Annotated in this window: 16 protein-coding genes; 13 read left to right on the forward strand and 3 right to left on the reverse strand. The window is 59.1% G+C overall.

Annotated features, from left to right (window positions below; translation table 11 throughout):
- Positions 1-10 precede the first annotated feature (10 nt).
- A complete protein-coding gene (gene glpD, locus GVL52_RS20920; protein ID WP_160010695.1) occupies positions 11-1,528 on the reverse strand; it encodes a glycerol-3-phosphate dehydrogenase in 1,518 nt (505 codons plus the stop codon).
- A gap of 195 nt (positions 1,529-1,723) precedes the next feature.
- Complete coding sequence (locus tag GVL52_RS20925) at positions 1,724-2,545, reverse strand: helix-turn-helix domain-containing protein (RefSeq protein WP_160010697.1); 822 nt, start codon at positions 2,543-2,545, stop codon at positions 1,724-1,726.
- A gap of 299 nt (positions 2,546-2,844) precedes the next feature.
- Here GVL52_RS20925 and GVL52_RS20930 point away from each other — a divergent pair, with 299 nt between their 5' ends.
- The 13 genes from GVL52_RS20930 (at position 2,845) to GVL52_RS20990 (ending at position 10,812) form a co-directional block, all read left to right on the forward strand.
- Positions 2,845-4,107 carry a site-specific integrase gene (locus GVL52_RS20930; RefSeq protein ID WP_244619244.1) on the forward strand — a complete coding sequence of 421 codons (1,263 nt, stop codon included), beginning with the start codon at positions 2,845-2,847 and terminating at the stop codon, positions 4,105-4,107.
- 63 nt (positions 4,108-4,170) lie between these two features.
- Positions 4,171-4,404, forward strand: a complete 234-nt coding sequence (locus GVL52_RS20935; protein ID WP_160010699.1) for an AlpA family transcriptional regulator — start codon at positions 4,171-4,173, stop codon at positions 4,402-4,404.
- 186 nt (positions 4,405-4,590) lie between these two features.
- Positions 4,591-4,764, forward strand: a complete 174-nt coding sequence (locus GVL52_RS20940) for an AlpA family transcriptional regulator (protein ID WP_160010701.1) — start codon at positions 4,591-4,593, stop codon at positions 4,762-4,764.
- 118 nt (positions 4,765-4,882) lie between these two features.
- On the forward strand, positions 4,883-5,647 hold the full coding sequence (locus GVL52_RS20945) for a hypothetical protein (protein WP_160010703.1): 765 nt from the start codon (positions 4,883-4,885) through the stop codon (positions 5,645-5,647).
- Positions 5,648-5,658: 11 nt separating this feature from the next.
- Complete coding sequence (locus tag GVL52_RS20950; protein WP_160010705.1) at positions 5,659-5,844, forward strand: hypothetical protein; 186 nt, start codon at positions 5,659-5,661, stop codon at positions 5,842-5,844.
- A gap of 308 nt (positions 5,845-6,152) precedes the next feature.
- Positions 6,153-7,325, forward strand: a complete 1,173-nt coding sequence (locus tag GVL52_RS20955) for a primase-helicase family protein (protein ID WP_160010707.1) — start codon at positions 6,153-6,155, stop codon at positions 7,323-7,325.
- A gap of 47 nt (positions 7,326-7,372) precedes the next feature.
- Positions 7,373-7,828: a transposase gene (locus tag GVL52_RS20960; protein ID WP_160010709.1), complete on the forward strand. Its 456-nt coding sequence runs from the start codon at positions 7,373-7,375 to the stop codon at positions 7,826-7,828.
- Positions 7,809-8,162 (forward strand): IS66 family insertion sequence element accessory protein TnpB, encoded by a 354-nt coding sequence (tnpB, locus tag GVL52_RS20965; RefSeq protein WP_132715270.1) that lies wholly within the window; start codon positions 7,809-7,811, stop codon positions 8,160-8,162. The genes GVL52_RS20960 and tnpB overlap by 20 nt, the downstream gene beginning before the upstream one ends.
- A 54-nt stretch (positions 8,163-8,216) precedes the next feature.
- Positions 8,217-8,423 (forward strand): hypothetical protein, encoded by a 207-nt coding sequence (locus GVL52_RS20970; RefSeq protein WP_160010711.1) that lies wholly within the window; start codon positions 8,217-8,219, stop codon positions 8,421-8,423.
- Positions 8,365-9,012 carry a terminase small subunit gene (locus GVL52_RS20975; protein ID WP_160010732.1) on the forward strand — a complete coding sequence of 216 codons (648 nt, stop codon included), beginning with the start codon at positions 8,365-8,367 and terminating at the stop codon, positions 9,010-9,012. The genes GVL52_RS20970 and GVL52_RS20975 overlap by 59 nt, the downstream gene beginning before the upstream one ends.
- A gap of 38 nt (positions 9,013-9,050) precedes the next feature.
- On the forward strand, positions 9,051-9,344 hold the full coding sequence (locus GVL52_RS20980; protein WP_160010713.1) for a hypothetical protein: 294 nt from the start codon (positions 9,051-9,053) through the stop codon (positions 9,342-9,344).
- 56 nt (positions 9,345-9,400) lie between these two features.
- A complete protein-coding gene (locus tag GVL52_RS20985) occupies positions 9,401-9,967 on the forward strand; it encodes a hypothetical protein (RefSeq protein ID WP_160010715.1) in 567 nt (188 codons plus the stop codon).
- Positions 9,968-10,323: 356 nt separating this feature from the next.
- Positions 10,324-10,812 carry a hypothetical protein gene (locus GVL52_RS20990; RefSeq protein ID WP_160010717.1) on the forward strand — a complete coding sequence of 163 codons (489 nt, stop codon included), beginning with the start codon at positions 10,324-10,326 and terminating at the stop codon, positions 10,810-10,812.
- Positions 10,813-10,835: 23 nt separating this feature from the next.
- Here the strand turns inward: GVL52_RS20990 and GVL52_RS20995 are convergent, their stop codons facing one another.
- Entirely contained in the window at positions 10,836-11,087 is a 252-nt protein-coding gene (locus tag GVL52_RS20995; protein WP_160010719.1) for a DNA-directed RNA polymerase subunit alpha C-terminal domain-containing protein, read from the reverse strand.
- Positions 11,088-11,628: the final 541 nt, after the last annotated feature.

Here is an 11,628-nt window from a genome sequence, read left to right on the forward strand (position 1 = left end):
ATGCCGCATCCTATCCGGCCATCTGAGCCGGTAGTGCGGCCATGTACTCCTCCAATAGCGCTGCTTGCTCCTTGGTCAGGCGCAAGCCCTCCTTCGTTCTCCGCCAGAGCACATCGTCGGCGTGCCTGGCCCATTCGTGGTCGATCAGATAGCGAACCTCCACCTCATGGAGATCGCTCCCGAAACAGCGCCCAAGATCCTCTGTCTTGCGCGCCTGTCCCAGCAGCACCGCAGCCCTGGTGCCATAGCGGCGAACCAGACGACGGGCATGTGTCTCTTCGAGGAACGGATAGCTGCTCTTCAGCTTGCCGACCTCGGCCTCGTATCCCGTCGCCGGGAAATCACCGCCCGGCAGATGGCTCTTCGCCGTCCATGCCGGACCCTTGTTGCCGATCGCAGCGCCGATCTTCTGCAGCGCATGCTCGGAAAGCCGGCGATAGGTGGTCAGCTTGCCGCCGAAGACGTTGAGCAGCGGAGCCCCTTCGCCCTCGCCTTCCATCTTCAAGACGTAGTCGCGGGTCGCTTCCTGCGCCTTCGAGGCGCCATCATCGAACAGCGGCCGGACTGCCGAATAGGTCCAGACGATATCCTGGGGAACCACCGGTTCCTTGAAATACTCGCTCGCCGCCTTGCAGAGATAGGTGGTCTCCTCGTCGGAGATCTTCACATCCTTCGGATCGGCGGTGTAGTCGCGATCGGTGGTGCCGATCAGCGTAAAATCCTGCTCGTAGGGGATCGCGAAGATGATGCGATTGTCGGGGTTTTGGAAGAAATACGCGCGGGGATCGTTGAACTTCTTGCGGACGATGATGTGACTGCCCTGAACGAGGCGCACGTGCCGCGCCTCGTTCTGCCCGAAGGCAGCGCGGATGACGTGATCGACCCACGGACCGGCAGCATTGACAAGCATGCGTGCCTGGTAGTGCCCCGCCTGCCCCGTCACCGTATCGACGGTTTCGATCGACCAGACACCATTGTCGCGCCGCGCCGAAACCACTTTGGTCCGCGGCATGATCAGCGCGCCGCGATCGGATGCGTCGCGTGCGTTCAGCACCACCATGCGGGCATCATCGACCCAGCCGTCGGAATATTCGAATGCCTTGGTAAATAGCGACTTCAGCGGCTTTCCGGCCGGATCGCGGCGCATGTCGAGCACCTTGGTCGCCGGCAGTAGCTTGCGGCCGCCGAGATGGTCGTAGAGGAACAGTCCGAGCCGGATCATCCAGGCCGGCCGGATGCCGCCCTTGTGGTAAGGCAGCACGAACCGCATCGGCCAGATGATATGCGGCGCCATCGCCCAGAGAATCTCGCGCTCCATCAGCGATTCGCGCACCAGCCGGAATTCGTAATGCTCGAGATAGCGCAGGCCGCCGTGAATGAGCTTGGTCGCGCCTGACGACGTGCCGGAGGCAAAATCATTCATCTCGGCCAGCGCAACAGAATAGCCGCGACCGATCGCGTCACGCGCAATCCCGCAGCCATTGATGCCACCACCGATAATGAAAAGATCGTGAATCTGACCGCTCACGTTATCCCCCAGCCCCTAGACATGCCGCAACGCAACAAGACAACGCAATTGCGAAAGTAGATTCAGTTAAAGCGAAACAAATACGAATGTCAAACGAATGTTTTGCACAGTTATGCAGCCCTGCGGTGTCGGGCGTGTGACAACCCCGGCAAGATCCTGCCGCAGGGGCTCAGACACTGAAATTAGCGAGTGATTTCAGGCAGCATCCGGCGCACGGAAATAGGCCCGTGGGGCCGCGCCGAGCATGCGCTTGAACATGGTGGTGAAGGCGGCGACGCTTTCGTAACCGAGATCGAAGGCCACTGTTGTGACCGGTTCGCCCGCCGCCAGCCGCGGCAGTGCCGTAAACAGCGCCGCCTGCTGGCGCCATGTCGAGAGGCTGATGCCCGTTTCGCGACGAAAGGCGCGGGTGAACGCACGCCGGCTCATATTCAACCGCGCCGCCCAGTCGTCGATCAACAGGCGTGCCGTCGGGTTCGCCAGAAACGCACGGCACAGCGCCGCAAGCCTGACGTCCGACGGGATCGGCAGCCCCAGCGGCCGATCCGGAAGCTGCGAGATTTCTTCCAGCAACAGCGCCACGATCAGCCTGCGCCGTCTCGAATGGCCACTGTCGCCGGCCGGAGACACGGCCTCAACGATCAGAGCACGTGCCAGTTCGGTCAGCGCCACCACCCGGATCACCTGCGGCAGCGTGGTCAGCGCCTCCGAACTGATATAGGCGGACAGCATTGTCACCTCTCCGAGCATATCGACCGAATGATCGAGCCCGGCCGGGATCCACAGCGCATGCTCCGGTGGCACCATCCAGCGGCCCTGCCGTGACGACACCATGATGACCCCGGTGCGCGCATAGGCGAACTGCGCGCGGCTATGCCGGTGCAGCGCCACATGGTGACCGGACGGATATTGCGAGGGAAGCGTAAACACCGGCTCGACGGCAGCCTCGGTCGCCGCCAATCGCTCGACATGCCGTTCGGCCAGCTCGGCTGTTATCGGATTTTGTGGCGCTTGCATGCAGCTTGGCCCAGTTGCGAAGAAATGAGACCAAAACACGAAAGCGGGACTGGAGCAACAATACTATTCGAAGACACCAGAACGACGGAGGCACATCGTGACAAGCAGCGCAATAACGGCGGAGAAACCCTCCGCCGTCATATAGTCCAACACGGTTCGCGGCAGTCTGCCTCATCCTTGCTTGTTGCTTGTTTCGCAACACATTTCCTGTCTTTTTGATCGCCACGGATTATCACGGATTGCGACAGACCACGCGCCCTGATAGGATCAGCGCTAGGATCAATCGGCAAGGAAATGACGTGGCAGAGCAACTGAATAAGCTTGCGGCTAAGACGGTCGAAGCACTCGCAACGAAGGGCCGCCATAGTGACGGCGGCGGCCTGTATCTCAAGGTTCTTGAGGACGGACGGCGGCAATGGGTGTTCATGTTCCGATGGCAGGGAAAGCCGAAGGAAATGGGGCTTGGCGCATTCGCCCCGGTTGATGTTCCCAAGGGTGTTAAGCTGGATATCGTTTCACTTGCCGACGCTCGGCAGAAGGCCGCCGACGCGCGCGCCGTGCTGGCTTCCGGCGTCAACCCGATCGAGGCCCGGCGCTCCGTTGTAGTGGTTCCGACATTCGGCAAGCTGGCTGACGAAGTGATTGACCTACTCGCTGGAAAGCGGTTCAAAAATGATAAGCATATCAAACAATGGCGCACAACTCTGGGCGATGAGTATTGCAAGGTGCTCCGTAGGAAGCTGGTAAACGGAATCACGCGGGCGGATATCGAAACTACTCTTAGGCCGATATGGGAGCGCACCCCTGAGACGGCTAGGCGGCTATGCAATCGCATTGAATACGTTTTGGCCGTCGCGATTGACCGGGAGTATCGGCAGTCCAATAATCCGGCGAAATGGCACAACGGCATGTCCATACGCTTCGTCAGCGAAAAGAAGGCGGAAACTCGACACCATGCCGCGCTGCATTACACTGATATTCCTGCATTTGTGGCGGCGCTTCGCAAGAGGCCGGGAATGGTATCGCTTGCCCTTGAATTTGCGGTGCTGACCGCCTCACGATCTGGCCGGGTGTATGAGGCAAAATGGTCGGAAATGGATCTGACTACCAAGACTTGGACGATACCCGCCGAACTGATGAGGAAGACCAACCGCGAACATACTGTGCCGCTGTGCGATAGGGCGATTGAAATCCTCGAAGCTGCCAAGGCTCTCGCCGTCCTGCCGGGAGAATATGTGTTCCCCGGTCGCAAGCGTGGCCATCCGCTCTCTGACAGGTCCATGCTGCTCGCCGTCAAGCGCGCTGGCTACGGCGTGACAGTGCACGGGTTCCGCTCCACGTTCCGCGATTGGTGCGGTGACGAGACGGAAACGCCGCGTGAAGTCGCAGAGGCCGCCTTGTCTCACACGGTCGGCAACAAGGTCGAGCAAGCCTATCGGCGCGGCACCGCCCTAGAGCGTCGGCGCGTCCTCATGACCGCTTGGGAAGCCTATTGCAATGGCGACCAGACCGCCACGGCGGCCGATCAGGATGACGAAGCAACGGCCAGCAACGCCGTGTAATCGATTGAAACAACCTTCGAGCCTTAGAGCCTTTCGGGACCGCAACCCTGAAAGGCTTTTTTCATGTCCAAACTTCTCGATATCCACGCCGTCGTTGAACTGGTGCCGGTGTCCCGCGTCGCAATCTGGCGGTGGGTGAAGGCCGGGCGGTTCCCCGCCCCGCTCAAAGTCGGCAACCTGACGTTCTGGCGGACTTCCGACATTGAAGCATTCATTGCTGCCCCTGCCCCGTCCCCGGCCGCTGTGGCCGGTCCTGACCCGGTTGTGAACCGCTGGGCCGTCATGTTGGCCGGGTAGGCGTCGGCGTAATTCCTAGCAGATGGCGAAGCGTTGGTCTTCCGTCTCCCTCTCTGTTGTTGCGGTTGTCGCAACATATTGATTTAATTGGTAAACCACTAATTTTAGAGTTTGCATTCAGCGCCCGCCAAGCCGATATGTTCTTCAACAGACCCTAACAGACCAACACAGATGGAAGGAACCAAAATGGTTAAGCTCCTGATCGACCGCAACGAATTGCAGCACGCTTTGGGCGTCGGCAAATCGACTGTTTTTAAGCTGATTAAAAGGGGCGACTTGAAGCCGGTAAATATTGGCCGCGATCTGCGCTTTAGGGTGGCGGACGTGGAAGCCATGATTGCAGCAAAGACGGCTGCATGACGCGCGAAAAGAAACGCCGGGCGCTAGCGAACACCCGGCGTTTCAAACACGAAAGCAAACGAAGACTACCCGGCCCGAGTGACGGGGACAAGGGCCGCAACATGAAAGACACAAGTGAATGACGAACCGATACACCTTTAGGAAATGGAAGGCCGGAACCCCGACCCCTGAACATTTCGTTCTTGTGAAGGCGTTCAACACGATCCGCGAGCGCGAAACTTTCCTGATCACTTCCTTACCGGTCATGCGACAGAAGCACACGAGCACGGTTTGGGAAAATGAGGACATGGCAAGGACAGGCTGGCGCGTGCTCCCGTACGGTTTCGGCCGCGATCCCGCCAACGGTGACATGATCTTGTTTGATCGCGAATACCGCGCAATCTGCTCGATCAGCGGGGCCGGTGTTGTCCGCATCATTCCTGCCGACAACCGCGAGTGGCTGGCCGTGGATAAGGTACGGTTCTACAGCGACGGAACCACGCCGCCCCGCTACCCTGAAACCCGCCGTCTCGTCGTTGATCTGGTCACGCGCTACAGGCTAGGCGGCGAATTGAAGCGCCGCGCCATGTTGCAGCGCCATGGCCGCCTGCCCGGCCCGAATGCCCGCGCCGAAAGAGATCGCCCTGAATGGGAGGAGGTACTTGCGCACCTGACTGACGGCAAGGGTTGGTTTGGCTTCGACACGGCGACCGGCGAAACGCTTCGCATTCGGCCGCCTAAGACCGCTGGCCGTGATTGGAAGCCCCGCCCGGTGAATGCCGACGATATCGACGGCATAACTTCATGGCTCAAAACCAAGCGAATGAAGGCCGGTCGAAGAGATATTGCCAGAATGGTCGATGTGATCGGCGCGGCGCGCCCGCTCGTCTACCATCCGAACTGAAAGAGGCTCACATGTCCACCCATATGATTGAAGGCCACGCGGGGAGCGGCCTTATCCACGTCCGTACCAACTACGAAACCGGGATTACCGCCGTATTGGGCGACGTTCAAATCGGGCTTGTCGATGCTGTGGCGCATGCCAACGTTGAAAACTACCGCGTTCAACGCGTCTACACTGCCATATTGGTTCGCGACTAAGTGACCGGACGTGAGCGGGTTGTTGAGGGCGATACGTTCGCCCTGCTTGATGGCGATTGGGTTCAGGTCGAGCCGTTCAAAGTGCTTGACGATCCGGCCCCGCCTCCGTCTCGGCGGTCTATTGGCGCAACTCTGCACTGATCACCGAAATAATGCGCTCCAGCTCTGGCCTTCGATGTCCGGCAATGAGAGCAAAGAAACGCCCGCCGAAAGCAAGGAACTCGCGGCGGGCTTTAATCAAACAACTAGGGTTTTATAATGCAGCGCTTCGGGGAGCGCAACAGAATAGAGTCCGGAAAGAATGAAAAATGGATATCCCCGCCGATTGGGAAATGATGGCCAGTCGCGCTTACAGCGACGGGTCAGACTACGACGATTTGCTTGTGCAGTGCGGCCTTGCTGATCAGCCTGAGTGCGAGGCCGTACAAGAGCATTCGGCTCCTGCCGGTAAAAAGCCACCCGCCAAGCGCAAGAGCAAGAGCAAGCCAGCGGCCGACGACGACGCGCTAAGCGAGCCGCATGCGGCTGATGAGCAAGTGGCAATCGAAGAGTTCAACGAACAGTATGCGATTGTCCGCAATGGCACGGGCGTTTCTATCCTGCTAGAAACGCCGGATGGCCGCGCCGACTTCATGACCGAAAGCGGCTTCCGCTCCCTCATGGCGAATAAGACGGTGCTAATCAACCGTCTGAACGCGAAGGGCGAAAAAACCACGAAATCGGTAGAGGTGTTTCCGCTCTGGATGAAGAGCGAGGCGCGCCGCACGTTTATGGGTGTCACGTTCGCGCCGGGCCTCGATACTGGCGACAAGCTCAATCTGTGGCGCGGGTTTTCTGTCGAGCCGCTGCCCGGCACTATCAAAGAAGCGAAGGCCGGTTGCCGCCTGCTGCTCGACCACATCAAAGACAATTTGTGCAAGGGTAATGCGGAATACGCCCGCTATCTTATGTCGTGGGCGGCTGACATGATCCAAGACCCCGGCAAGAAGAAGGGGGTTGCCTTGGTGCTGCGCGGAAAGAAGGGCGTGGGCAAGTCGATGTTTGTCGATGCTTTGCGCCACATTCTGGGCGGCCACTCGTTCAAAAGCTCGCAGTCGCGCCACCTCACGGGCAACTTCAACAAGCACATGAATGACAAGCTGCTTATCGTGGCGGAAGAAAGCCATTGGTCGGGCGACAAGCAGGCGGAAGGCGTCTTGAAAGACCTGATCACGTCGGACACGATCACGATTGAAGCGAAGGGCGTTGACACAATCGAAATCCCGTCTTGCTGCCGTATCGCGATGATCACCAATAACGAATGGGCCGTTCCCGCATCGTCGGATGAGCGGCGTTATTTCGTTCTCGATGTCGGTGAAGATCGCCGGGGGGATAAGGCTTATTTCGGCGCGCTGGTTCGGCAGCTTGAGAACGGCGGCTATGAGGCGCTTCTTTCGCTGCTTATGAGTAAGCGCTCATTTCCATGCGCCTTTTCGTGTTGATTTCTCTGCCGCATGAAGTGTCCACTTAAAATAGGTGGACACCAAATATGAGCGACGAAGAGCAGAAACTGCGAGTGCGGTTGGTGGGGCGTGATGGGCGCCGCCGCTATGATCCGGGATCAAAGGAGCGGCTTGTTGCGGCCTGCCTTCAGCCTGGTGTGTCGATATCCGGCCTTGCGCTTACGCATGGGATCAACGCCAACCTACTTCGCAAATGGGTCAAGGATGCCAGGGAGGCTGGCTTATCGGCGGGATCTGCAAGCTCGCCGTTTATCCCGGTCGTTGCAGCAGACTGTAGCCTGCCTGCCGGGATGCGCCCGCTGGATATAACGGTCGCGGATGGTGAAGAACACCCTGCATCACTGGGGACGGCCAATCTGTCGGGTTCTTCCACAATCAGTGCATGCTTGCCGAATGGTGTGAAGCTCACGCTGCAATACGGTGATGTGGATTCGTTGTCGGCGATTATTGGAGCGCTTTGCCATGTTCAGACTGGGCGCTGATCTCAAGGTCTACATGCACCGTGAACCGATCGACTTCCGCGCCGGCATCAACAGCCTCGCTGTCCTGGTTCAGGAGACAATGGAACTCGACCCGTTTGCGCCTGCGGTCTTCGCCTTTTGCAATCGCCGTCGTGACCGGATGAAGCTCCTGTTCTTCGATCGGTCCGGTTTTGTGATGGTTCTGAAGCGATTGACCGAAGACCGGTTCCGATGGCCTCGTCGGGAGACGGCGGTGGTGACGCTTTCGACCGAGCAGCTTCACTGGATCCTCGACGGGATTGATATCGACGCGATGGTGCGCCATCCGGTTCGGCAATACCAGATCGCCGGCTGACGGCTCTCGACGTCTGTAGTTGACGCGGCTGTGCGGTTCAGATTCAAAACTACGATGAATCGGTCCGGCGAACCCAGCATTGCAGAACTGATGGCGCAGTTGGCAGCCAATGCTGCCGAGATCGCCGCGCTGAAGGCTGAGAAGGAAGCGCTCAGCGCCCGCGTAGTTAAGCTGGAAGAAGAGCTGACGCTGGCACGGCTCCATCGTTTACTCGAAGAAGTCCGCCCGCACGCAAGCCGCTGGCCTTCTCGCCCGCCCTGACGTTGCCGCCGCCATTGAAGAGGCGAAAGCCGCTCGACTGGAACGCCTCGACATGGATAGCGACGACGTATTGCGCCGCCTCTCTGATGAAGTGCAGGCCGATATTGCTGATCTGTATGACGACAACGGCGCGCTCTTCCCGGTTGAGGAATGGCCGCTGATCTGGCGTCAAGGTCTGGTCGCTGGTGTCGAGACTGAAACGAAGACGAACGAAGACGGCACGGCCGAAACTGTCGTTACCAAGATCAAGTTTGCTGACCGCACGCGCCGCCTTGAACTGCTCGGCAAGCATATAAAGGTGAATGCGTTTCAAGACGTTGTGCAGGTTCGTGGCCTCGACGGTCTGGCCGAACGCCTTGCCCGTGCTCATGAACGCCGCGCCGCCAAGATTATCGACGCCGATAGCGTGGTTGTGTCCGATCCCTCGCCCTCCGTCCTGCCGGGTCATACGGCCTCGCCTGCTGACGCCGCCCTCTCGTTCCTTGGTGACGCCCTCGCAGCCGCCATTGCCGCGCCTGTGCTCGATCCTGAGCCGGTGTCGGTCGCTCCTGTCTATCGGCCTGTCCTGCCGCTCTCGGACTTCGAATAACTCAACCACGGCTGAGTGCCGTAGAAAGACCCTGCCTCATGGCTGATACCCTCCCCTCCGCTGCCGCCAGCGTGATCGCAGCAGCAAGCGCCGCACAGTCGGCAATCACCAACATGCGCGCCGCAATGCAGAACCTGCGCGAAGCTGAAAGGGCCGCGTGGGCCGTCTCTGGTCGCGACGGCAACAAGACGATTAACGGCTACTCGGGAACGCAGCGCATTGAGCACATGGCGACGGTGCTGGCCGCCATCCCTGCCGACGCTACGCCGCCTGCCGGGGTGGTCGAAGACTTTGCGGACTTCGTCACTGAGGCTTGGACGCCTTACCTCTGATCAATCGGGCCGCTCGACGTGTGCGGCTCCTTCTCTCGCGACATGAAAGCCCTACCATGACCAAAAAGATTGCATCCTCCAACGACATTCGCGGCCAGATTACCGCCGTTGACGCTCGCGTTATCGAGCTTGAGCTTGAGGCGGAAGGCCTCGCGCTTGCCGTCGTCTCCGGTGACACAGACGCCGTTGCCCGAATGTCTGCCATCCGCGCCGAGATTGAGCGCGCCAAGGCCGATAAGATTATGTTCGAACGCGCCTTCTCCGGTGCCGTCGCTCATGAAGCCGCCGAACGCGCCAAGGAAAAGCAAGCCGCAGAGAGCGTTTCCGCTGCCGCTGCTCGCAAGCAGGCTGCGCGAATTGTCGAGATTGCCGACCGCGTTGACGCGATGGTTGAAGAGTTTCGCACCCTCATGGGTGAGCTTATCCGCACGGAAGTCAACGCGTGCAGCAACGTTGCAAAAGGTGGCTTGTCGCAGGCTGTGACCGCAAACCGTCGCGGCCTCTTCCTCCATTCCGCCGCCTGCTTTGACGACTGGCGCACGCCGGAAGGCCGCCGCCGCGCTCGCGTTGGCGAACTGGCCCGCAAGGCTTGGTGCGATATCGCGGAAGGAACGGACGCTTAGCGGCGTCCAACCGCTTTAATGAGCAGAACAAAAGTGCGATCCAGACGACGGCCGATGTCGCCGCCCTCGTCCGTGGCAAACTGTCAGTTGCGCTCTCAGGATCGTGAGGCGGTTATAAGTGACTTCCTTGCCGGGCCTCCGATGATGCCGGTCCCGACCGCTGAGCCGAAGAAAACTTTGCGTCAAGCGAACTCCGACAGCAGCAAGCCGCGCCCACCTTTCAGAGTGCACCTTCCGCAAATCTGGGACGAACCAGCAACATCAAGGGTGTGAACCGAATGGGTCTCGAGGCGGCAAGGCCTTCTAGACGCCAACATTGCACCGTGCATAATGCGGCTTATGGTTGGGGGCATTCCATGAATATCAAGCGCGGACTGTTTCGGCTCTGGATAGTCGTAAGCTTTTTATGGGTGGCGGCTGTTGGCTTCATGGGCTGGCAAGAAATTTCGAAGGACAGGTGGTGGATAGGGAACCCCTGGTATGAGGCCGATCTCATTGCAGACCTGCCGGTGCGATGCGAACAGGCGCGAGGGGCAAAAGGAACCGACTACGCGGTGCGCCATGCCGCGGAACCTTGGAATCGATACCGAGACCCTCCACAGGCCTGCTGGTACACCGAAGACAGGTTCCGCGCTCTTTGGCCAGAATATAAGGATCTGGCTTTCGCTACAGTGTCAGCCGACCTCTACAGAACGCTCGGGTGGTCGCCGCGGTTCGACGGAGACAGGTTCCTCCGCACACGACCGATCGCCTACTTCGCCTTTATCCCCCCTCTGGTGGTCATGATTATCGGTTGCCTGTTTGTATGGGCTGTCTCAGGCTTCGCAAGACAGAAGACGAGCTAAGATCATCCCAGCCGACTCTCGGTTCAATCGTGGCGTTTGTTCAGCCGCCCCGGTCTCGATGGACGCTCCCGCCCGAGCAGTTTAAGAACTTCGGTAATTCGACGCCCTCCCATGTTCGGCATCCGATAGATTTCCATGGTGGAAAGGCGGTCAAGGTCTTCAAGGGTTTCCACGTTGTTGCTCCGGAGAACCCTCAGCGTGGCGGGCGATAGCTTGAGGTCTTCAATTAATTTTTCCATGGCGGCAGCAAGACCAGATGCAGCTGGGTTGCTCAACGTGCAATTTTGCACTGTCACGTCTGCTTAGGCGGGTCCTGCAATTGCTTTCCCTTGCCGCCTTTGCACCACCGGTTCCAGTTATCGCCTTTGCCGCGCACTAGAAGGTCGAACCATTCTCCCCATCGCGGTCCATGAAGGATTGCGCGCCCTGTTTGGTGGCGAAGCAGTTGACGTTGTAGGCTTTATCCTCGAACATAACCGAGTGCTCACGGGAACAGCGTATAAGGGGCTTGCAAAACTCGCGCTGCTCCTCCCTCTGCTTTTCGTAAGACAACTCGGCGGCCAATGGGATCTGATAGTGCCAGCCAAGGTCGTTGCCTGCTGGCGTGCGGCAGTTCCGTTGGGATAAGAGTCAACCTTGAACTCAAAGCCTCCACATTCTCATACCACCTCCAATCCTTGATTAAGAGATGGCTCGGGAAATCTGCACATTGGGGATAAGTGGAATTTCTGCCTGACTTCGGCTTAGATGCCGGGAACAGGAGATACCATGACGAGACGACCGCGCCGGAACCATAGCCCGGCTTTCAAGGCGAAG

Origin of the sequence: Rhizobium sp. 18055, assembly GCF_902706285.1 — a bacterium.
GTDB lineage: Bacteria > Pseudomonadota > Alphaproteobacteria > Rhizobiales > Rhizobiaceae > Rhizobium.